Source organism: Vitreoscilla sp. C1 (assembly GCF_002951955.2).
GTDB classification, from domain to species: Bacteria; Pseudomonadota; Gammaproteobacteria; order Burkholderiales; family Neisseriaceae; genus Vitreoscilla; species Vitreoscilla stercoraria.
Genome location: NZ_CP019644.2, coordinates 2,330,804 through 2,353,064, shown reverse-complemented (window position 1 = coordinate 2,353,064; position 22,261 = coordinate 2,330,804). Strand labels below are relative to the sequence as shown.

Sequence of the window (22,261 nt, the reverse complement as noted above, 5' to 3'; positions counted from 1 at the left end):
TATGCATTTTTCTTAAGCTCGCAATATCTTAAATTCATATATTTACAAAAGGGAAAACATGTCCACTCAACAAAAATTAGCGGTTTTGATTGATGCAGAAAATGTTTCTGCACAAATTATCGAGCCCTTATTCAAAGAAATCAATAAATTGGGTACGGCGAGTGTCAAACGGATTTATGGAGATTGGACGAGCAATCAATTGGCGCAATGGAAACCAATTTTATTGCCACATGCCATTGAACCTAAACAACAGTTTTCATATACCAAAGGCAAAAATGCTTCTGATATTGCCATGGTTATTGATGCGATGGATTTGTTACACAGCCATAAATTTGATGCAGTGTGTTTGATTTCCAGCGACAGCGATTTCACGCCGTTGGTGATTCGCATCCAACAAGAAGGCATCAATGTCTTTGGCTTCGGACAAAAGAAATCGCCTGAACCTTTCGTCAATGCTTGCCACCAGTTCATTTACCTCGAAGACATCGTCAACAACCAAGTACAAGCACCCAAAGTCGCCAATAAAAAAATCGATGCTTCATCACGCGCGCTGTTAAAAGCTGCGATTGCCGAATACGAAGATGCGGAAGGTTGGGCCAATGTGGGACATGTTGGCAAATTCTTAAGAGCCCAAATCAAAGACTTTAATGTTGCAGATTATGGCTGCAAAAATCTCAGTAATTGGATTCGTGCTTGCGGTGGGCAATTTGAATTGCGGGTTGAAAACAGCATTGCTACGGTCAGACTACGAGCCAATAAAAACAAACCCAAGTCCGTTACTTCTGCGACAGCAACAACCGCAAATACAAATACAAATACAAATACAACCACCATCATCAATCCAACACCTCCACAGCAAGAACCATGGAACCAAGAGCGTTTAAACAGCGATATTGAGTTGAAGAAAAAACTGCGTCAAACCATTTGCCCATTACAAAATGAACAAGGCTGGGCAACGATTGAACAAATAGAACAAGCTTTACAAGAATACGATTGGCAACAATACGGTCATGCCGATCTGAAAACTTTACTGAACCAAATGAATTACATTCAGCAGCAAAATGACTTTTTCAGCGTTTCAATTACCGCCAAACAAGTACAATTGTATTTAGACAGCATTATTCCTTCTTTGGCGGATGAAGATGGCTGGGTTAGCAGTCTGTTATTGGCAGAACGCTTGTCACAAATCGCTTTATTCAATGCACCAATCTTGGGTTATAACGATGCTTTGGATTTGATTTTAAAATTGGATCGTGAAAACTATGCTTTTATGACTTTGTATGGTCAAAGAATGTTGAAGCCCAAAACCGATTCTGTGTAATGTTTTGAAGGTTTAAAGCGTCCTGTAAACCCTTTACAGGACGCTTTTTGCAAACCTTTATCACACAATGCATTTGCACCATTGCCAATTTGCATTACATTAGAGTTTCATCCAAATCAACTGTTTGATTGAAAGCAGCCTATGTCATCACTATTTGATTTTCCCACCACGCAAAAATGGCCACCACAACATCCTGAACGTCTACAACTGTATTCTGCGCCCACGCCCAATGGTGTGAAAGTGTCGATTATGTTGGAAGAAATTGGTTTGCCGTATGAAGCGCATTTGATTCATCCCAATGGCAACGACCATCACTCACCGGAATACATTACCTTAAATCCCAATGAAAAAATGCCCGCCATCATTGACCCAAACGGTTTGGATGGCAACGTGCAGCCTTTGTTTGAATCGAATGCTATTTTGTATTATTTGGCACAAAAAACAGGCAAGCTTTTGCCCCAAGACAGCGTGCGCCAATACCAATGTTTGCAATGGTTGTTTTTCCAAGGTGCAGGCATGGGTCCGATGTTGGGACAAGTGGGATTTTTCTACAAATACGCTGGCAAAGACATCGAAGACAAACGTCCCTTACAACGCTATTTGAACGAAAGCAAACGGGTTTTTGGCGTGTTAAACCAACATTTAGAAGGCAAACAGTGGATGATGGGCGATGAATATACCATTGCGGACATCGCTGTTTTCCCGTGGATACGCTCATTCAATGTGTATTATGAAGCGGGACATTTGGTGGATTATGACTCATTCACCAACATCCATCGTGTTTTAGAAGCCTTTTTAGCCAGACCTGCGGTGCAACGAGGTTTGCTCATTCCAGAGGTCCCTGAAGCATAATATTTGAAGCGTCCTGTAAGCCTTTACAGGACGCTTGATTGTCACAAAAAATCATCAAAATACCGCAATTTATTCTCAAAAAAACCTCATTAAGTTGTCAAATTTAATTCTATTAAATCAAAAGATTAAGCAACAACTTCAGCTGAATAAATCAAAATTGAACATTCACATGCCACACAAGTCGGACAGGGGGTTATTTTTGCGTTACCATGCGTGTAATGACCCACTAAATTTCTGCTCAGGTATTATTCCATCTAGGAGATACTAAAATGAGTAGCCAAATGAGTGATGAAAACAAACGTTGGAGTGCCAAACGCAAGAGTGCATTGGTATTGGAAATCATCCAAGGTAAGACCACGGTAGCCGAAGCTTCTCGGCAATTTGATTTAACGCCATCTGAATTGGAAAGCTGGGTTGATCAAGCTAAAGAAGGTATGGAAAACGCTTTGCGAGCCAAACCTCGTGATGTGCGTCAGCAATACGAAAAGCAAATTCACCAATTACAGGCCGCTTATGGTGAAGCGATGTTGGAGCTGCGTGCGCGAAAAAAGTTGGAGGAATGGTTGGAGCGGGACGAGAACTGATTTGGCGTTTGCATGAACAGTTTGCATCTGATGGTGTTCACGTCAGCATCAGCCGCTTGTGTGCTTGGTTTGGTGTGGCTCGTCGTTCAGTGTATTACCGACCACATCGCAAACAGCCAGTGGTAAAAGAATGCTATTCAGAACCGATTAAACAATTGATTGAAGAACAACCATCATTTGGTTACAGGACGGTTGCTGCTTTGCTGAGTATGAATAAAAACACTGTCCAACGTGTGTTTCAGCTCAAAGGTTGGCAAGTACGTAAACGCTCAGTCGGTCGCAGACCTCGGATTCAAGCGGTGCCATCCAAAGCACAGGAGCCAAATCAACGTTGGTCTACAGATTTGTGTCGGGTTTGGGGTGGTAAAGATGGTTGGCTCAGTCTGGCTTTGGTAATGGATTGCCATACCCGTGAATTATTGGGCTGGCAACTTTCCAAAACTGGTAAAGCCAGTACGGCTGTGAGTGCATTGGAACACGCTTTGATCAGCCGCTTTCGCTGTTTGGGCAAGGTGCCTGAACGTTTCTTATTGCGTTCAGACAATGGTTTGGTGTTTACCAGTCGCAAATATACTGCGTTGGTGAGCAGTTATGGTTTGCAGCAAGAATTCATCACACCGCATTGCCCACAGCAAAACGGCATGGTGGAAAGATTGATTCGCACCATTAAAGAGCAATGCGTTCATCGCTACCGCTTTGAGAGTTTGCAACATGCCAATCGTGTATTGAGCGATTGGATACAGTTTTACAATGAACGAAGACCTCATCAGGCATTGGGTATGAAAACTCCTACTGAAGTCTATCGATTAAGCTTGTGACTTGTGCAGAAAGTGCTAGGTCATTACATGCGCGGCTAAGTAACGCGTAAGCTAAAGGAAAATAACATGTCTTGGAGTTGGGAAATTGAAGATGCCGCCAGCGTCTACGGTATCAACCACTGGGGTGATGGTTATTTTGGCATCAATGCCAAAGGTCATGTGTCGGTCACGCCTCGCGGCGACAGCGAACACAGTGTTGATGTGTATGAATTGGTTGAGCGTGTAAATCAACGTGGTCAAGATTTGCCGATGCTGTTTCGCTTTCCTGACATCTTACAAGATCGTGTTAAGCGTTTGTGCGCTGCTTTTGACAAAGCCATCGACAAATACGAGTACCAAGGTCAATACACTGCGATTTACCCCATTAAAGTCAATCAGCAAGAATCTGTGGTTAAAAACATCATCGCCACGCACGAACAAGGCGCATCGATTGGCTTGGAAGCAGGCTCAAAACCTGAATTGATGATAGTCTTGGCATTCGCACCCAAAGGCGGCACGATTGTTTGCAACGGCTATAAAGACCGCGATTTCATCCGCATGGCATTGATTGGTCAAAAACTCGGTCACAATGTTTACATCGTGATTGAAAAAGAATCCGAAGTGGATTTGATTATTGAAGAATCAAAACACTTAGGCGTGTGTGCCAATTTGGGTTTGCGTGTGCGTTTGTCGTCTTTGGCTTCCAGCAAATGGGCGGATACAGGCGGCGACAAAGGCAAATTTGGTTTGTCGGCAGCGCAATTGATGTCGGCACAAAAGAAATTACAGGCCGCAGGTTTGGCAGAATATGTGCGCTTGATGCATTTTCACATGGGCTCACAAATCGCCAATATTGCCGATTATCGCCTGGGTTTCCGTGAAGCTTTGCGCTATTTTGCCGAATTGCGTGCTTTGGGCTTGCCGATTGACACCATTGATGTGGGCGGCGGTTTGGGTGTCGATTACGATGGCACCCGTTCACGCAACGACAGCTCTATCAATTATTCCATGAGCGAATACGCGCATGTAATTGTGAACAATTTGCAAGAATTTTGCCAAGAAAATGGTTTGCAAGAACCGAATATTTTCTCAGAATCGGGTCGCGCGATGACGGCACACCATGCCGTTTTGGTGATGAATGTGACCGATGTTGAGCGTTTGCCATCGAAATGGGATCACATCGAAGACATGGATTCTTTGTCTTTTCCTGTGCGCAAATTGCTTGACTATACCAAAGTCAATGACGCAGACATGGTGACCGAAACCTACCATCGCATCACGGTTTATTTCAATGAACTGACAACTTTGTATGCCGAAGGCAAAATTGGTTTGGCCGAAAAAGCCTTGGGCGAGCAATTGTATTCGGTGTTGTGCCAACGCTTGCACAAACAATTATTATTGCTTGCCAACCAGCGTTCACAACGCCAAGTTTTTGACCTTTTGAATGACAAATTGGCCGACAAATATTTCTGCAATTTCTCGGTATTCCAAAGCCTGCCCGACACTTGGGCGATTAATCAAGTGTTGCCCATCATGCCGCTGCATCGCTTGGATGAACAACCGACTCGTCGCGCAGTATTGCAAGATTTGACTTGTGATTCTGATGGCAAAGTGAGCCAATACATCGACCAACAATCGATTGAAAGCAACATGCCTGTGCATGATTTGAACGACCAGCCTTATTTGTTGGGCGTGTTTTTGGTCGGCGCTTACCAAGAGATTTTGGGCGATATGCACAATTTGTTTGGCGACACCGATTCCATCAATGTCTATGTCAACGATGACGGCTCGGTGCGTTTGGACGGCATCGAAGAACACGACACCATCGAAGACATGTTGGCGTATGTGCATTTGTCATCGAAAGAAATCTTGAACCGCTACGAAGAAAAAATCCGCGTGGCCGATTTGAGCGCCAACGACAAAAAAGCCTATTTCGCCGTCTTCTGTCATGGCCTGAAACAATCGTCTTATTTGAGTGTTTGAGATTGATTTAGACAAGTCATTGTTGGTATTCAAGCGTCCTGTAAATGTTTACAGGACGCTTTTTTAAATTACTTCTTCCAAATTTTCATAAACGCATTTGCTAAATCATGGGTTCTGTTTTTAATATTTACTTCTTCCCAAGTTGAGTTTTCAGCAATAAGGATATTTTGTGGAATCACACTTTCTCTGTATTTAGTTTTTTTAATTTCAAAATCATTGTTTTTAGCAGCTGTATTCAGTTTATTGTGTAAAACAGTTAAATTACCAATCGTTCGAGTCAACTTGATTCGATCCTCTTGGTTTGGAAAATCAAGTAACCACTTGCTATTCTCGTTAGGTTTAACAGGTAAAATATGTTCTAAATTTACGTCTATTGAATTTGTATTAATACTGATCTCTAACTGATCATGGTCATAAATTTCTTTTAAAATAAATCTAATAATTGATTCATCTTTTTTTGAGGTGATTTGTTTTTCAAGAAATTTATTATATACACTTGAATCATCTTTCATAATTGATTTGATTGAATCAATTATTTCATCTATGCTTTTTATTTGTCTGCTGTAAATCGACTTTGCCAATGTTGGATAAAATTTTTCAACCGAATTACTACGCTCTTCAGAAATAAAAATATTTCTCAACTGCAAAGAGATGATTTCTTTCAATACCAAATTAATTTCTTTGGTACCATAATCCTGCAATCCCATTGCAATAATGACAGGCTTATATTGATTGGCACTAAGATTTTTTAATGTCCTGATATTTTTAAGATACAAACTTGTTTCTTTAACATCAGATTCAATACGCTGTTCAGGACTGTCTATTTTCATAAACACATCTGATGCTTTTTTCAACTCATTTAAAAAATTCAAAGCAAATTTAGGATCATGCAATTTTTTTAAATCAAATATTTTTTGATATAAATTGTCTGAATTTTCTTTACCATTAATAGCATTCAGATAAGAATGTAAAAATTTTCCTTTATTAATTCTGTCTGTATTAATTTCAATAGCACTCCACAAAGGAGGAACAGTATCTTCTCCAAGAGTTTGTATTAAAGTATTTTTTAATACATAAAAATCTTCAATTTGTAATCCTGTACTATTTAGAGTCTCAAACATATCCTCAGCAATATTTTCATAAGATGTTTCAATAATAATAATTAAAACTCGATCCAAAATAGTTGCAATAAAATTACTTAAATTTTCTCGATTAGCATTTTTACCAATTGAAGATTCATCGATTAATTTATTAATAAAATTAAAATTATCATAAATAGACTTATCATAATCAGTTAATTCATAATTATCTTCAAGCTCTTGACCCTTAAAAACATACTCATGTAGCATTTGATTTGCGGCATCTGAGTTAAAAACAATTTTATATTTGGTTTCTTTAACATCTTTCCAATTTTGATTATATAAATATAGTTGTTTCAACTGATTTGCAGAATCAACCGCATCGCTATCATCAACTTGTCTAAGCTTTCTTATCAAGGCTGCTAAAATCAATAGAGAAGTGACAGTACGCTGTTGACCATCATATATATATTTTTTGTCAGTATCTTCATCATCAATTCGAATGGTTATAAAATTTAAAATATGGTTTCGAGATGAATCATCACTAATAAAAACAGAATAAAAATCGTTAAATAATCTACGTACTTGTTCTTCTTTCCATTCATATGGGCGTTGACTATAAGGTATAGATAAAACTCCGCTAGACAAATTTAAAAGATACTCAAGAGTTTTTGTTTGTGCTTCCAGTACTTTCATAGTCTTTACCTTTATTAATCTATAAAATTCATATTGAATAATTAATCTTATCACTAAATATAAAATAAAAAAGCGTCCTGTAAACCTTACAGGACGCTTTTCATTTCAAGCCAACAAATTCAAACCAAACGCTTAATAACCCAACACAGGTGCCAAATCACGTTCGGCTTGTTCCAAGCTCACGCCACGACGTTTGGCGTAGTCTTCGATTTGGTCTTGTGCTAATTTGCCCGTACCAAAATAACGTGCTTCAGGATGCGCGATGTAAAAACCGCTCACCGCTGCCGTTGGCCACATCGCATACGATTCGGTCAAGGTGATGCCGACGTCTTCGGGCTGCAACAACTTCCACAAATCGGCTTTGGTGGTGTGATCAGGACAGGCAGGATAGCCTGGAGCTGGACGAATGCCTTGGTATTTCTCGGCAATCAAATCCTCATTGCTCAAGCTTTCCGCCGCCGCATAACCCCAATACTCTTTGCGCACCAACTCATGCATGCGCTCGGCCAAAGCTTCGGCGAAGCGGTCCGCCAAAGCTTTGAGCAAAATGGCTGAATAATCATCGCCCGCTGCTTCAAAACGCGCCACATGTTCGTCAATGCCTATGCCTGCGGTCACTGCAAACGCGCCGATGTAATCGGTTTTGCCACTGTCGTTTGGTGCAATGTAGTCTGCCAAGCACGAATTGTACGCGCCACGGGTTTTTGGCAATTGTTGGCGCAAAGTGTGCCAACGCATTGCTTCACCTTCGCCGCTAGGATTGCCAAAGACGATATCGTCATTGTCCAAGCTATTAGCAGGGTAAAAACCAATCACCGCACGAGCGGTTAACCATTTTTCAGCAATGATTTGTTTGAGCATGTCTTGCGCATTGTTATACAAATCGGTTGCCGCTTCGCCCACCACTTCATCGGTCAAAATCGCAGGGAAGCGACCTGCCAATTCCCAGCTTTGGAAGAATACCGTCCAGTCAAAACGCTCTACCAGTTCAGCCAAATCAATATTATCAAACACTTTGCGACCCAAGAAACTTGGCTTCACAGGCTCATAAGCTGCCCAATCAATCGGCGTTTTGTTCGCGCGCGCTTGTTCAATCGACACCAATTTTGCTTGCTTATTATTGTACTTCTCACGCACTTGCACATACTCATCGCGCACGCCTTGCTTGAACGCTTCCACTGCTGTTTGGTCGTCCTGTAACAATTGCGACACCACGCCCACCAAGCGCGATGCATCCAACGAATGCATGGCAATGTTGTTTTGGTAATGCGGCTCGATTTTCACCGCAGTATGCGCTTTAGAGGTGGTGGCACCACCAACAAGCAACGGCACATCAAAACCTTGTCGCTGCATTTCTTTGGCAATGTGGCTCATCTCTTCCAAGCTTGGCGTAATCAAACCCGAACAAGCGACAATATCGGCTTTGTGTTCACGTGCCGTGTCCAAAATGGTTTGACTCGGCACCATCACGCCCAAATCAATCACGTTGTAATTGTTACAACGCAGCACCACCGCACAAATATTCTTACCAATGTCGTGCACGTCGCCTTTAACAGTAGCGAACACAATCGTACCGTTCGCTGGTTGGTCTTCTAAGCCAAGTAAGCGTTTTTCTTCTTCGATGTAAGGCTGCAAATATGCCACCGCTTGCTTCATCACGCGTGCCGATTTCACCACTTGCGGCAAGAACATTTTGCCTGCACCAAACAAGTCACCCACCACGTTCATGCCGACCATCAACGGGCCTTCAATCACTTCAATCGGACGTTTCGCCGCTTGGCGCGCTTCTTCGGTATCTTGCTCAATATAAGTCGAAATGCCTTTGACCAAAGCATGGGTGATGCGCTCTTGCACGCCTTTTTCACGCCAAGCCAAGTCTTCTTGTTTCGCACCACCAACGGCTTCGCCTTTGAAGCGTTCTGCCAACTCAATCAAACGCTCGGTCACATCACCGCCATCTTGGGCCTCACGCATCAATACCACGTCTTCAATGCGTTCACGCAATTCAGGCTCGACTTCTTCGTACACTTCCAGCGCGCCTGCATTGACAATGCCCATCGTCAAACCATTTTTAATCGCGTGGTACAAAAACACCGCATGAATCGCTTCGCGCACTTTGTTGTTACCACGGAACGAGAATGACACGTTCGATACGCCGCCTGAAGTTTTGGCATGTGGCAAGTTTTTCTGAATCCAACCCACCGCTTCAATAAAATCTAAACCGTAGCGTGCATGTTCTTCAATGCCTGTTGCCACTGCAAAAATGTTCGGGTCAAAAATGATATCGCTTGGGTCAAAACCCACAACATCAACCAAAATGTCATAACTGCGTTTGCAAATATCAATTTTCTTTTGGTAAGTATCGGCTTGACCTGTTTCATCAAACGCCATCACCACCGTCGCCGCACCATAACGCTTGATTTCTTTGGCATGGGCAATAAACTCAGCTTCACCTTCTTTCAAAGAAATCGAGTTCACAATCGCTTTGCCTTGCACACATTTCAAGCCTTTTTCAATCACATTCCAACGCGAGCTGTCAATCATGATAGGGACGCGTGAAATATCAGGCTCGGCAGCAACCAAATTCAAGAAGCGCACCATCGCCATCTCGGCATCCAACATGCCTTCGTCCATGTTAATGTCGATGATTTGGGCACCGTTTTCCACTTGGGTTTTGGCTACGTCCAAAGCTTCATCGTACAGGCCGTTCAAAATCAAACGTGCAAACGCTTTTGAACCTGTGACGTTGGTACGCTCACCCACATTCACAAACAAGCTGTCCGCATCCACGTTGAATGGTTCCAAACCCGACAAGCGCAACGCCGGTTTGAGTTCTGGCAAAGCGCGCGGCGCAACACCTTCGACCGCTTCACACATCGCGCGAATGTGCTCTGGCGTGGTGCCACAGCAACCGCCGACAATATTAATCAAGCCAGATTCAGCCCACTCTTTGATGTTCACCGCCATCATTTCAGGCGTCAAATCATAGCCGCCAAATGCATTTGGCAAACCTGCATTGGCATGCACCGACACGAAGGTTTCTGAAATACGGCTCATTTCTTCCACGTATGGGCGCAACAAATCAGGGCCCAACGCACAGTTCAAACCAAACGAAATCGGTTTGGCGTGGCGCAAACTGTTATAGAATGCTTCAGTAGTTTGACCTGTTAAAGTGCGGCCTGATTGGTCAGTAATCGTACCTGAAACCATCACAGGCAAACGCAAACCATTGTCATCAAAATATTTTTCAATCGCGTAAACCGCGGCTTTGGCGTTCAAGGTATCGAAAATGGTTTCAACCATCAACAAATCCACACCGCCATTGACCAAGCCATCAATCGCTTCCAAATACGCTTCGACCAACTCATCAAATTTCACATTGCGAAAGCCCGGATCATTCACATCAGGTGAAATCGATGCTGTGCGGTTGGTGGGTCCCAAAACGCCTGCCACAAAACGCGGTTTGTTTGGCGTCAATTGGGTAAATTCGTCCGCCAAACCACGCGCAATTTGTGCCGCTGCAAAGTTGATGTCATACACCAAACCTTCCATGCCATAATCGGCTTGAGCGATGCTGGTTGCGTTAAACGTATTGGTTTCCACAATGTCCGCACCCGCTGCAAAATACTCACGCTCAATACCCGCAATCACTTGCGGTTGGGTCAACACCAAAATGTCGTTGTTGCCTTTGATGTCTTGCGGCCAATCTTTGAAACGCTCACCGCGAAAATCGGCTTCGCTCAAATTGTGGCGTTGAATCATCGTGCCCATGCCGCCATCAAGGAGCAAAATGCGTTGTTTCAAGAGTGTGTACAACAATTCGGTACGGTTGCTGGTCATAAACGTGGTTCCAAAATCATTAAAAAACAGAGGATTTGCCCATAGCAAAGAGGCAGATTATAGCAAATCTTACCTTATTAAAGCGTCCTGTAAACGCTGATATCCAAATCAAAACCAACAAAATGGCAGATAATGCTGCTTTTAATCATTTAGAATGCGCTATACAAGGCTTACAGGACGCTTCATATTCCATACAAGTTCATTCCAATACTCAAAAGACACACAAAACATGGTCAAAAAGCTAAAATAAGCATCATTTTAAGGAATTGGCATGAATCATTTACATCGACTTTCATGGGTTTGCGCCGCTGTCATTTTTAGCGCTTGCACACCCACAGACACCAACAACACACCCGCCAAACCGCGTCTATCAGAAGTGGCTCAAAATGGTTTTAGCGAAACTTTTGAACAAGAATACATAGACCAATGTTTAAAAGAGCAAACATCGGTGAATGTGGATACCAAAGTATATTGCTTTTGCATGGGCAGTTTTGTCGTGCGTGACAACCAAGCAGACGAATTCATGCCTTTGTGGCAAGCACATTTGGCAGATACCAAAACAGCTGAACAGACGGCTGTATGGGCGGCTTTGGCCGATACTGCAAAAAAACAACGTGGTTGTAAAATTGAAAAATTCTGACGTTTCACGTGAAACAACACTTTAAGGAACATCTATGTATACCGTTTTTGGCGATACCCAATCAGGTAATTGCTATAAAATCCAATTGTTAATGCAACATTTAGACATCGCTCATCAATGGGTGAACATCGATATTTTGGCGGGTGACACACAAACCGATGCTTTTTTAAGCAAAAATCCTCATGGCAAAATTCCCGTTTTACAATTGCCCAGCGGTAAATATTTGCATGAATCCAATGCCATTTTGAATTATTTGGCATATCAAACCACTCATTTACCAACCGACCGCTTGCAACATGCTCAAGTGTTGGCATGGCAATTTTTTGAGCAATACAGCCATGAGCCCTACATTGCTGTGGCGCGATTTATTGCCAAATATTTAGGGCTGCCTGAAGCGCGACGCCACGAATACGAATCCAAACAAATCGGCGGCCACAAAGCTTTGGCAATGATGGAAAATACCTTAAGCCAACAAGCGTATTTGGTCGGTGAGACGATGAGCATTGCCGACATCAGTTTGTATGCTTACACCCATGTGGCCGATGAAGGTGGTTTTGATTTAAGCATGTATCCTGCGCTACGAGCTTGGTTGTCACGCATCGCAGCCCATCCCAAGCACATTGCTATGGCTTAATCCATTCAAGCACCGATTTATTATGGGTTCAGACATCCCAAGCAGGGGAGAAATCTGGATGGATGGTGCGAATGTTTTTTGGCAATGCATTAATCAAAGCCACATCGTGTGCATCCAATTGCAATTGAGCGGCCTGTAAATTATTATGCAAATGCTCACGTGAGCTGGCTTTGGGAATGACTGCCACCTGGTCTTGTTGCAACAACCACGCCAACGCCACTTGATGAGCCGTCACACCATATTTGTCTGCAATCGTTTGCAACACAGGAAATTGCGACAAATCCCCGCGCGCCAATGGGCAATACGCAGTCAGCATCATATTGTGTGATTGCGTAAAACCCAAAACCGCTTTTTGCTGCAAACTGATATGGTATTCCACTTGATTGACAGCCAGTTGTTCTCCGACTATGCCCCAAGCTTGTTGCAACAACGGTACGGTAAAATTGGCCACACCAATGTGTTTTGCCCAACCTTGTTGTTGGATTTTGACCAAGGCTTCTAAACTGGCTGCCATATTCCAATTAGAATCTGTGCTTGGCCAATGAATCAGCAACAAATCCACATAATCCATTTGTAAATTTTCAAGACTGGTCGCAGCGGAACGTTCCATTGCAACAGGACTTAATTGATCGTGCCAAATTTTGGTGGTTAAAAACAGCTCTGAGCGTTTAACGCCACTTTGAATGATACCCGCTCCAACCGCAGCTTCATTGTCATAGCGCGGTGCAGTATCAATATGACGATAACCCAGCTCAATCGCTTGTGTGACCACATCCGTAGCTTGCTCACCCAATAAACACCACGTACCCAAGCCAATACGAGGCATATGCATTGTTACTGTCATTGCAACCCTTCCCAAATAGCCAAAGACGTTATTAATGCTCTCGCATCTGTTTGCGCAGCGTGGCCAATTGGCGACGGCTCACAGGCAAGATTTCTTCCAAATCTATAATTTTGGCACCCCAGTTAGCAGCATCATCCGTATGCTTACCAGGCAAGCGCACCAAAGAATCCAAACCATGTTTCATTACAATGGCGTTTCTGTGAATGCGAACCACCTTATCACCGAGCAACTCCTCCCAATAAATCAAAGTTTTGGGCAAATCATAAGTCGAACCATCGGCAGTCACCAAGATGACACTTTTTTCTTCTGCAATCAAATAACGGCTCTTTTGCCATGGAATTTCAATCATACGCTCACGGCTCATGACTTTAAAACAATCAAATTCATCACTAGGCTTATCATGCGAAATGCGTTGCAAAGCGGCCTGTAAGCGACTGATTTTAATGGGCTTCAATAAATAATCTACCGCCGCCAAATCATACGCTTTCAAAGCATGTTCTTCATATGCCGTCGTAAAAACAATTTTTGGAGGATTGCCTGAGGAACGGTTGATGCGCTCCACCAGCGTTAATCCATCCATTTCAGGCAAACCTATATCGACAAAGGCAACATCCACTTGGTGTTGAGTAAGCCAATCTAAAGCAGCTTGCGGGTGCTCAAAATGCTGTAATAAAATAACTTGGCAATCTTTCAGCAACACACGCAAACGTTCTGCAGCCAATACTTCATCTTCCACAATGATGGCACTGAGCATTGTATTTCCTCCTAAATTAACCAAACTCCCCCGAATTATTTTAAATGTATGGTGGGTTTGTTTGGTTCATCTACATCAAAAAAGCCACAACCTTCCCTCGGCTGTGGCTTTTTACATCTCACAAACCTAATATTAATCAGCAAATTGCTTTTTAACTTGCTCACGACGCTCTTGCGCCTCTACTGACAAGTTGGCAGTTGGACGCGCCAATAAGCGTTTTAGACCAATCGGTTCATCAGTATCTTTACAATAGCCATAAGAACCATCTTCAATTTGACGCAAAGCCGATTGAATCTTGGTCAACAATTTACGCTCACGGTCACGTGTACGCAATTCCAATGCATATTCTTCTTCCAAAGTCGCACGGTCAGCAGGATCTGGTGTCACCACTTGTTCTTGCAAATGATTGGTTGTCGCATTGGCATTGCTTAACAACTCTTCTTGCAATGAATTTAACAATTCTTTGAAGAAAGCCAAGTGGTCTTCATTCATGTAATCTTCTTCTGGACCAGCCCAGCTGATGATGTCTTTCTCGGTTAATTTAGCCATAGTAAAGCCCCTCCACTTAGCGTTACCATTGATTTTGATAACGTCGGTTAAATCGGTTTGATTTTTATTAAAAAACGCGCGGCATATTAACACATTTACCGCTACCGATTTCAATACCCATCAATTACATAGCAAAGCTTAAGCTGAAAAACTAAGACTTCTGACATTCTAATAGGTTTCTTTGCGTGCTTGGATTCAGGTTACAGCAGAGAATCATTGCAAATACCAAGCGTTCAAGCTTTGTTGCAAATATGGTAATACTGCTGACAACCACCACCATAAAAACAAAACCAAAATCGCAGCTGAAAAATCAAATTGGCGATAACGCATCCATGCAAAAGGCTTGGTCAACGGACGGTAAATGCGTTGCATGACTGTCAATAAATGAGTGGGTTGTTGCTGCCAACTTAAGATGGTTTGAATCAACAAACCCATGAGCAAAGAATAAGTCGCTGCTTTTAAGGCCGTTAAAACCGTAGACAAAACACTACCTGCCAAAAACACCACATTGCCCAAAACAGTCACATCACGAAACAACCACAACGCCACCACCAAATGCATCACATAAATGAATATCAATGCCGAAGCCACCGAGGCCATGTCAAACCAACCTAAAGGCGGCAATATACGGCGCAAGGGTTTTACCATCCATTGCGTGGTACGCATCGTAAATTGCGCCAATGGATGATCAATGTGCAAACGACCGTATTGCAACAACATACGGCTAAAACACAAAATCCCAAAAATCAACGCCAACATATGCATGATTTCAACCATCATCGCCGTAACCTTTATGCTTGTGACAATTGCTGTTGCATCTCTTCAGAACGTGCCACGCAAGCCGCCACACCTTGTTCTATGCCTTGTGCCACTTGTGCTGCTTCCAATGCGCTAATGGCTGCAAATGTGGTGCCACCTTTAGAAGTCACATTTTGCTGCAATTGTGCAAATGGCAAACCCGATTGTTCTGCCAAAGTCACCGCACCTTTGAAGGTGGCCAAACTCAATTCACGGGCTGTTTCAACATCAAAACCTTGTTGCTGTGCCGCTTGTGCCAAAGCTTCTAACAAATAAAATACATAAGCAGGACCACTACCTGACACACCTGTAATGGCATGCATTTGCGTTTCAACGTCCAACCAATGCACCGCTCCCACGCTTTGCATGATTTGTGTGGCAATGTCTTTATCACTTTGAGCAATGTGTGCAGGTGCATACAGCCCAGCCACGCCCAAGCCCACTTGCGCAGGCGTATTAGGCATAATGCGAATCACACGCTCATTACCCGCCATCGCTGCCAAAGTTTGCGTATCTAAACCCGCTGCAATCGACAAAATCAACGCGCCATTGCTGCGAACATCGGATAAAGCTTGCGCCATGTCTTGTGGCTTCACTGCCAATAGCAACACATCTTCAGCATGTAATGAAGGCAAACTTTCTGCCACTGCCACGCCATAAGCGTCCTGTAAATATTGACGCTTGTCAGCATGGCTTTCAATCACCGTAATATCAAAACGCGGTGTTTTGATTAAACCCGAAACAATGGCTTGGCACATATTGCCACCGCCTAAAAAATACAATTTTTGCATGTGTGTCTTTCAGGACGCTTGTATGCGTCTGTTCATCATCATAATTGGAAATTCAAAACTGGCTGGTAGATTTAAGCAGGATAATGACGATGGCCAAAAATAGCCGAGCCTATACGCACATGGGTCGAACCAGCAGCAATCGCCGCTTCCATATCCGCACTCATACCCATAGACAACACATCCACAGCCAAACCTGCCGCTTGCAATTGCTGCAACAAGGTTTGCATCAACGCAAGTTCCTGCTCTAATTTTACAACATCATCCATGTGGCTGGGCACACACATCAAGCCGCGCAAACGCAATTGCGGCAAAGTGACAATGGTTTGTGCCAATGCCAATACATCGCTTGGATTCACGCCATGCTTGGCATCGCTGCCTGAAGTATTTACCTCAATACAAACATTCAATGGCGGCAAGTTTACAGGACGCTGCTCACTCAAACGTTTGGCAATTTTTTCACGGTCTACCGTATGTACCCAAGCAGCTTTTTCGGCCACGATACGGCTTTTATTGGATTGGATTTGCCCAATGATGTGCCATTCAATGTCCAAATCCGCCAATTCAATGGTTTTTTGCGTCCATTCTTGAATATAATTTTCGCCAAAATGTCGTTGTCCTTGCTCATAAAGCGTGCGAATATCCGCACTTGGAAACGTCTTGCTAACGGCAATCAAGTTGACCGCACTGTCACTTTGGCGATGCTGTTGTGACAATTGTTTGACTTTATTGATAACCGATTGATAGTTTTGTATTAAACTGTTTTGGTTCATGACCACCGCTCCGAATTTTGAACAATCGGCATATTTTTCGCAGCCGAAACAACATGAAACCATATCATAAATCAAAGCTCGCAAGGCAGTGTCAGGCTACAATCCGCCATCATAATAACCACTCATTGAATACATACATTAAGGGATGACCATGCAAATTACCGATTTATTGGCATTTAGTGTCAAAAATAAGGCTTCAGACTTACACATCAGTACCGGTTTGCCACCAATGATTCGTGTGAACGGTGACGTGCGCCGCATCAATTTGCCAGCCGCTTCGCAAGAAGAGGTTTTTGACATGATTACCGATGTGATGAATGACAATCAGCGTAAAATTTTCCAACAAAACTTGGAAACGGACTTTTCGTTTGAGTTGCCCAATATTGCCCGTTTTCGTGTGAATGCATTCATGGGTAATCGTGGTCCTGCTGCCGTTTTTCGTACCATTCCCAGTACGGTTTTAACGCTAGAACAATTGAATGCGCCTAAGATTTTTGAAAAAATTTCCGATACGCCGCGTGGTTTGGTCTTGGTGACAGGTCCGACGGGTTCTGGTAAGTCTACCACTTTGGCAGCGATGATTAACTATATCAACGAAAACCATCCTGCGCATATCTTGACGATTGAAGACCCAATCGAGTTTGTACACCAACCGAAAAAATCTTTGGTCAACCAACGTGAATTGCACCAACACACCCACAGTTTTGCCAATGCCTTGAAGTCTGCCTTGCGTGAAGACCCAGACGTGATTTTGGTCGGTGAGATGCGTGATCCTGAAACGATTGGTTTGGCTTTGACTGCTGCGGAAACGGGTCACTTAGTGTTTGGTACCTTGCATACTACAGGCGCAGCCAAAACCGTCGACCGTATTGTAGACGTGTTTCCAGCAGGTGAAAAAGAGATGGTACGTTCGATGTTGTCTGAAAGCTTGCGTGCGGTAATTTCACAAACCTTGCTCAAGACCAAAGATGGTTCAGGCCGCGTTGCAGCACATGAGATTATGATCAGTACGCCTGCGGTACGTAACTTGATTCGTGAAAACAAAATTGCGCAAATTGGCTCTGTGATGCAAACAGGTCAACAGTTTGGCATGCAAACTTTGGATCAATGCTTACAAAACTTGGTACGCCGTGGTCAAATTTCTTTGGATGTGGCACGCGGCAAGGCTTCCAATCCTGATTTAATTAATAGCTAATTTGGAGCTTCATCATGTCTAATGATACTAATGAACTGTTATCCATGCTCAATGATGTGGCCAGCCAAAAAACATCTGAGCTTGAAGTACAGTCACCAGCTAACAGCCAAACAACCACAACCACACAACCCATACATTCATCACAAACCTTGCAGCAAGCGTATTTGAATTTACAAAAAATCATGATTTACGCTGCCGAAAAAAATGCTTCGGATATTTTCATTGCGCCAGAATTCCCACCTGCGGTGAAAATCAACGGCAAAATTACACCATTGTCTTCCAAGCCTTTTACCGCTGAAAACACACGTGAAACCGTGTTGTCTACGATGACACCTAAGCAAATCAAACAATTTCACGAAGAGTTGGAAATCAACTACGCCATCAAAGCCAATGCCGATGTGCGTTTCCGTGTGAATGCTTATCACGAGCAAGGCCGCATGGGTATGGTGATGCGTAAAATCAACACCGAAATTGCCACTTTAGATGAATTGAAATTACCTGATATTTTGCGTGATTTGGTGTTAGAGCGCCGTGGTTTGATTATTGTGGTCGGTGCCACAGGTTCTGGTAAATCCACCACCATGGCAGCCATGTTAGACCATCGCAATAAATTGCAAGCAGGTCACATTGTCACGATTGAAGACCCTGTCGAGTATGTACACCGCCATCAAAAAAGCATCGTCACCCAACGTGAAGTGGGAATGGATACTTTGAGTTGGCATGCTGCATTGAAAAGTGCCATGCGTGAAGCACCTGATGTTGTCGTGATTGGTGAGGTTCGTGACGAAGAAAGTATGAGCCGAGCTTTGGAATTGGCACAAACGGGTCACTTGTGTTTATGTACTTTGCATGCCACCAATGCCAACCAAGCTGTTGAGCGTGTGATTAACTTTTATGAAGAAGCGCGTCACGCTCAAGTGTATATGGACTTGGCTTTGAACTTAAAAGCGATTATTTCACAACGTTTGGTGGTTAAAAAAGACGGTACAGGCCGCGCAGTTGCCATGGATATTTTGCTGAACAATCCTGCTGTACAAGATTTGGTTTTCAAAGGCGATATTGGCGGTATCAAAGAAATCATGAACCGCGCGCAAGACGAAGGCATGCAAACTTTCGACCAACATTTATTGCGTTTGTACATCGATGGTACGATTGATTATGAAGAGGCTTTACGTAATGCCGACTCTATCAATGATTTGCGCTTGAGCATCAAACTTTGGGAAGAGGGTCAAAGCAAGAAAACCGTATTTGATCGTGTGAACAATTTGAATTTGATGTAAACATTTAAAAGCGTTACATTGATAAGCCACCTATTAAGGTGGCTTTGTTCATTCAGGAAGACTTATGTCCAACATTCACTATCCCGAGAAGAAGCTCGGGCTGATTTATGCCATCAGCTGTTACATGATTTGGGGTTTGTTTGCCCTGTATTGGTATCCGCTGACTCAAACCGATATGCCTGCAAGCCAAATTTTGGCACAACGGGTCATTTGGTCTACCGTATTTGCTTTAATTTTAATGGTCGCCTTGCGCCAAACCAAAATCGTCGTAGATGCGATTAAAACGCCTAAAGTATTGGGTGTGTTTGTTCTGTCTGCGGCTTTATTGGGTGCCAACTGGCTAATTTACATTGGTGCGATTACTTCCAATCATGTGTTAGATGCCAGCTTAGGTTATTTTATTTCACCTTTATTCAGCATTTTATTAGGACGATTGTTCTTCAACGAACGTTTGTCTTATTTACAGGTCGCTGCTGTGGGCGTCGCATCTTTGGGCGTTATTTGGTTGATTGTGTTGTATGGTAACGTTCCTTGGATTGCCTTGGGTTTGACCATCAGTTTTGGTTTTTACAGCCTAGTACGCAAACTCGCTCCTTTGCCTGCTTTACCCGGTTTAATGCTGGAAACTTTGTGCATGTTGCCCATTGCTTTGTTGTATTTGGCATTTCAACAACAACAAAACACTTTGTATTTGGATTTATCGTCTTTTAATTGGGCGATTTTGGTCGGCTCAGGCATCATCACCACCGTACCCTTATTGTTGTTTGCCGCAGGTGCCAAACGCATCAGCATGACAGAAATGGGCATCATCCAATACATTTCACCAACTTTGCAATTGATTACAGGCTTAATCTTGTTTCACGAAACCTTTAATCAAGACCGTTTCATCGGTTATGCTTTGGTGTGGGCTGCGGTGATTTTGTATTTGCTGTCTTCGTGGCAAAAACGCCGCAAAGCGTAATCATCATCGTGACCATATAAAAGCGTCCTGTAAAACATTTACAGGACGCTTTATTCATGACTGATAAAACTCAATATTATTGAGCAAAGTATTTGGCAGAAATTTTGGCATATTCACCATTGGCTTGGATTTTTTTCAAGCCTGAATTGATTTTATCCAATAACTCTTGGTTGTTTTGTGCCACAGCAATACCGTAGTTTTCCACATCAAAGTCTTTGACTTCAACCATCGTAAAACCTTTGTCGCCGTGTTGTTTCACATAATGTGCCACCACTGCGCTGTCAGAAATCACCGCATCCACGCCACCACTTTCCACTTCTTTCAAAGTCAAAGGCAAGTTTTCCAAACGGATGATTTTTTCACTGGTCGCACCCAAGATTTTTTGAGCCGCATGGTCACCTGTGGTACCCAAGCTCACACCCACTTTATCCAAGCTCTTCAAATCTTCGACCGATTTTACATTTTTGCCTTGTGGCACCAAAATCACTTGAGTGATTTTATAATAAGGGTCAGAGAACAACATTTCTTGTTGACGCTCAGGCGTGATGGTAATGCCTGAAATCAAAATATCATGGTCGCCCGTTTTCAAACTGGCAAAAATGCCATCCCAAGGTTGTTGGTGATAAGACACTTGGAAGCCTTCTTCTTTGGCAATGGCATCCAACAAGTCCACATCAAAACCTTCGATTTTGCCATTTGAATCCATAGATTCAAACGGTGGATATTGCGCATTCATACCTACTTTATAAACCTTACCTGCTGCAGCTGGTGTAGAAGCAGCTGCTTCAGTTGGTTTGGATGCCGCAGGTGCTGCACTATTAGATTGACCGCCACACGCCGCCAAAACAGCTGCGGCCATGAATGCCAAACCCAAGTTGCGTACTTGATTCAATGCCATGTTTCACTCCCTAATACCTTACCGATTAAAAAATAAGGCAGCTTATTGAAGAGCTGCCCTAATATGTGTTTTATTTTGCGAAATACTGATCCAAAATCTTCTGATATTCACCATTTTCTTTGATGGTTTTCAAAGAAGTATTCAGCAAATTAACCAATTCAGGATTGTTTTTCGCCACAGCCACGCCATAATACTCTTCAGCAAAATCTGGCACTCGTACCATGGTAAAGCCTTTGTCACTGTTCAACTTCACATAGTTGGCCACCACAGCACTGTCCGAAATCACCGCATCCACGCCACCGCTTTCCACTTCTTTGGCTGCCAATGGGAACGCTTCTAAGCGAACGATTTTATCACTGGTCGCACCCAAGATTTTTTGTGCAACCAAGTCGCCGGTATGACCTGTCATCACAGCCACTTTACCCAACTTCTTCAAATCTTCAACAGAAGTCACATTTTTACCATTTGGCACCAATACCACTTGAGAAATCGTGTAGTAAGGGTCGCTGAAATCCATGGTTTGCTTACGGTCTTCAGTGATTGTGACAGCAGAAATAATCATGTCTGCATCGCCATTTTGAATAGTAGCAAACAAACCTTCCCAAGGTTGGTGTTTGTATTCCACTTTAAAACCACCCGCTTTGGCCAAAGCATCCATCATATCAACGTCAAAACCTTCTACTTTGCCATCGGTCGTCATAGATTCAAATGGCGCAAATTCTGCATTCAATGCCACTTGATAGGTTTTACCGCTGGCTGTTTCAGCAGGTGCTGATGCATCATTTTTTGCAGGTGCAGACTCTTGTCCACCACATGCACTTAAACCCAAACTCAATGCTAAAACCGCCACTGTGCTACGTAAAGCCGAAGAAAACAACATATTTAACCACTCCAAAATAAAAAACAAGCCCTAAGGCTTGATGAATAACTACATTATATTCCAATATTAATTCATTTTGTGACAAAAATATAAGCATCATCTTGATTAAGCAAGT

Annotated in this window: 20 protein-coding genes; 10 read left to right on the top strand and 10 right to left on the bottom strand. The window is 43.0% G+C overall.

All coding sequences use genetic code 11. The features are described 5' to 3' along the window. Nucleotides 1-58 precede the first annotated feature (58 nt). From ADP71_RS11485 to speA, 5 genes are all read left to right on the top strand, one after another. A complete protein-coding gene (locus ADP71_RS11485) occupies nt 59-1,321 on the top strand; it encodes an NYN domain-containing protein (RefSeq protein WP_019958559.1) in 1,263 nt (420 codons plus the stop codon). A gap of 141 nt (nt 1,322-1,462) precedes the next feature. Further along, nucleotides 1,463-2,173, top strand: coding sequence for a glutathione S-transferase N-terminal domain-containing protein (locus ADP71_RS11480; protein ID WP_019958560.1), 711 nt, complete (start codon nt 1,463-1,465; stop codon nt 2,171-2,173). Between the two features lie 269 nt (nt 2,174-2,442). Beyond that, on the top strand, nt 2,443-2,757 hold the full coding sequence (locus ADP71_RS11475) for a transposase (protein ID WP_104931416.1): 315 nt from the start codon (nt 2,443-2,445) through the stop codon (nt 2,755-2,757). Then, a complete protein-coding gene (locus ADP71_RS11470) occupies nt 2,733-3,575 on the top strand; it encodes an IS3 family transposase (RefSeq protein ID WP_104931415.1) in 843 nt (280 codons plus the stop codon). Before ADP71_RS11475 ends, ADP71_RS11470 begins: the two co-directional genes overlap by 25 nt. Before the next feature lie 66 nt (nt 3,576-3,641). After that, nucleotides 3,642-5,537 carry an arginine decarboxylase gene (gene speA / locus ADP71_RS11465; RefSeq protein WP_171461164.1) on the top strand — a complete coding sequence of 632 codons (1,896 nt, stop codon included), beginning with the start codon at nt 3,642-3,644 and terminating at the stop codon, nt 5,535-5,537. 68 nt (nt 5,538-5,605) lie between these two features. Here speA and ADP71_RS11460 read toward each other — a convergent pair whose 3' ends face one another. Beyond that, a complete protein-coding gene (locus tag ADP71_RS11460) occupies nt 5,606-7,312 on the bottom strand; it encodes a DUF262 domain-containing protein (protein ID WP_171461163.1) in 1,707 nt (568 codons plus the stop codon). A gap of 132 nt (nt 7,313-7,444) precedes the next feature. Continuing rightward, complete coding sequence (gene metH / locus ADP71_RS11455; protein ID WP_104932211.1) at nt 7,445-11,152, bottom strand: methionine synthase; 3,708 nt, start codon at nt 11,150-11,152, stop codon at nt 7,445-7,447. A 271-nt stretch (nt 11,153-11,423) separates the two neighbouring features. Here metH and ADP71_RS11450 point away from each other — a divergent pair, with 271 nt between their 5' ends. Both ADP71_RS11450 and ADP71_RS11445 read left to right on the top strand, forming a co-directional pair. Beyond that, entirely contained in the window at nt 11,424-11,792 is a 369-nt protein-coding gene (locus ADP71_RS11450; RefSeq protein ID WP_171461162.1) for a hypothetical protein, read from the top strand. A gap of 34 nt (nt 11,793-11,826) precedes the next feature. Continuing rightward, nucleotides 11,827-12,426, top strand: coding sequence for a glutathione S-transferase family protein (locus ADP71_RS11445; RefSeq protein ID WP_171461161.1), 600 nt, complete (start codon nt 11,827-11,829; stop codon nt 12,424-12,426). Nucleotides 12,427-12,454: 28 nt separating this feature from the next. Here ADP71_RS11445 and ADP71_RS11440 read toward each other — a convergent pair whose 3' ends face one another. From ADP71_RS11440 to ADP71_RS11415, 6 genes are all read right to left on the bottom strand, one after another. Then, nucleotides 12,455-13,270 carry an aldo/keto reductase gene (locus ADP71_RS11440; RefSeq protein ID WP_237343016.1) on the bottom strand — a complete coding sequence of 272 codons (816 nt, stop codon included), beginning with the start codon at nt 13,268-13,270 and terminating at the stop codon, nt 12,455-12,457. Between the two features lie 31 nt (nt 13,271-13,301). Continuing rightward, nucleotides 13,302-14,024 carry a LytR/AlgR family response regulator transcription factor gene (locus tag ADP71_RS11435; RefSeq protein ID WP_019958567.1) on the bottom strand — a complete coding sequence of 241 codons (723 nt, stop codon included), beginning with the start codon at nt 14,022-14,024 and terminating at the stop codon, nt 13,302-13,304. 132 nt (nt 14,025-14,156) lie between these two features. Further along, nucleotides 14,157-14,573 carry an RNA polymerase-binding protein DksA gene (gene dksA / locus ADP71_RS11430; RefSeq protein WP_019958568.1) on the bottom strand — a complete coding sequence of 139 codons (417 nt, stop codon included), beginning with the start codon at nt 14,571-14,573 and terminating at the stop codon, nt 14,157-14,159. Nucleotides 14,574-14,786: 213 nt separating this feature from the next. Beyond that, nucleotides 14,787-15,353, bottom strand: a complete 567-nt coding sequence (locus ADP71_RS11425) for a YggT family protein (RefSeq protein ID WP_019958569.1) — start codon at nt 15,351-15,353, stop codon at nt 14,787-14,789. A gap of 11 nt (nt 15,354-15,364) precedes the next feature. Further along, nucleotides 15,365-16,162 carry a pyrroline-5-carboxylate reductase gene (proC, locus tag ADP71_RS11420; RefSeq protein ID WP_104932208.1) on the bottom strand — a complete coding sequence of 266 codons (798 nt, stop codon included), beginning with the start codon at nt 16,160-16,162 and terminating at the stop codon, nt 15,365-15,367. Nucleotides 16,163-16,233: 71 nt separating this feature from the next. Beyond that, entirely contained in the window at nt 16,234-16,932 is a 699-nt protein-coding gene (locus ADP71_RS11415; RefSeq protein ID WP_040755811.1) for a YggS family pyridoxal phosphate-dependent enzyme, read from the bottom strand. A gap of 151 nt (nt 16,933-17,083) precedes the next feature. Between ADP71_RS11415 and ADP71_RS11410 the strand changes: the two genes are divergently transcribed. The 3 genes from ADP71_RS11410 (at nt 17,084) to rarD (ending at nt 20,368) form a co-directional block, all read left to right on the top strand. After that, a complete protein-coding gene (locus ADP71_RS11410) occupies nt 17,084-18,127 on the top strand; it encodes a type IV pilus twitching motility protein PilT (RefSeq protein WP_019958572.1) in 1,044 nt (347 codons plus the stop codon). Nucleotides 18,128-18,141: 14 nt separating this feature from the next. Beyond that, nucleotides 18,142-19,407, top strand: a complete 1,266-nt coding sequence (locus ADP71_RS11405; RefSeq protein ID WP_019958573.1) for a PilT/PilU family type 4a pilus ATPase — start codon at nt 18,142-18,144, stop codon at nt 19,405-19,407. Between the two features lie 64 nt (nt 19,408-19,471). Continuing rightward, nucleotides 19,472-20,368 carry an EamA family transporter RarD gene (gene rarD, locus ADP71_RS11400; protein ID WP_040755812.1) on the top strand — a complete coding sequence of 299 codons (897 nt, stop codon included), beginning with the start codon at nt 19,472-19,474 and terminating at the stop codon, nt 20,366-20,368. A 76-nt stretch (nt 20,369-20,444) separates the two neighbouring features. Here rarD and ADP71_RS11395 read toward each other — a convergent pair whose 3' ends face one another. Then, nucleotides 20,445-21,266: a basic amino acid ABC transporter substrate-binding protein gene (locus tag ADP71_RS11395; protein ID WP_019958575.1), complete on the bottom strand. Its 822-nt coding sequence runs from the start codon at nt 21,264-21,266 to the stop codon at nt 20,445-20,447. Between the two features lie 70 nt (nt 21,267-21,336). After that, complete coding sequence (locus tag ADP71_RS11390) at nt 21,337-22,146, bottom strand: basic amino acid ABC transporter substrate-binding protein (RefSeq protein WP_104932207.1); 810 nt, start codon at nt 22,144-22,146, stop codon at nt 21,337-21,339. Between the last annotated feature and the right edge of the window lie 115 nt (nt 22,147-22,261).